Source organism: Stenotrophomonas maltophilia group sp. RNC7 (genome assembly GCF_030910085.1).
GTDB classification, from domain to species: domain Bacteria; phylum Pseudomonadota; class Gammaproteobacteria; order Xanthomonadales; family Xanthomonadaceae; genus Stenotrophomonas; species Stenotrophomonas sepilia.
The window spans coordinates 1-311 of the sequence record NZ_JAVFVN010000609.1 but is presented as its reverse complement, the minus strand read 5'-3'; the positions used below and the strand labels follow the sequence as shown (position 1 = coordinate 311).

Sequence of the window (311 nt, the reverse complement as noted above, 5' to 3'; positions counted from 1 at the left end):
CTGATGCTGGCGATCCCGATGTGCCTGCTCTACGAGCTGGGCATCCACGCCGCACGCTGGCTGGTGCCATCGTCGGCGGTGAAGAAACCCGCCGCGTGATGCGGTAGCGGGGGGGGCCGCCCCCCCGGGGGGGGGGGGGGGGTGTGCCCCCCCCGCGCCGGCCCCCCGGGGCCGCGGGGGGGCCCCCCTCGCCCGCCCTTTGGGGTGTTTTCCCACGGGTCAGCTTCCCACCTTTTTGCCCGGGCATTCGGCGGTGTTTGTAAACATACCTCCCCCGCCCCGCGGGGATTGCCGGGCCGCTACCGCATCAC

General features: G+C 74.0%; 1 pseudogene. It reads left to right on the top strand.

Features of this window, described 5'->3' with window-relative positions:
- A pseudogene (locus tag RCF13_RS11710) lies at positions 1-99 on the top strand (twin-arginine translocase subunit TatC); the annotation flags it as partial.
- Between the last annotated feature and the right edge of the window lie 212 nt (positions 100-311).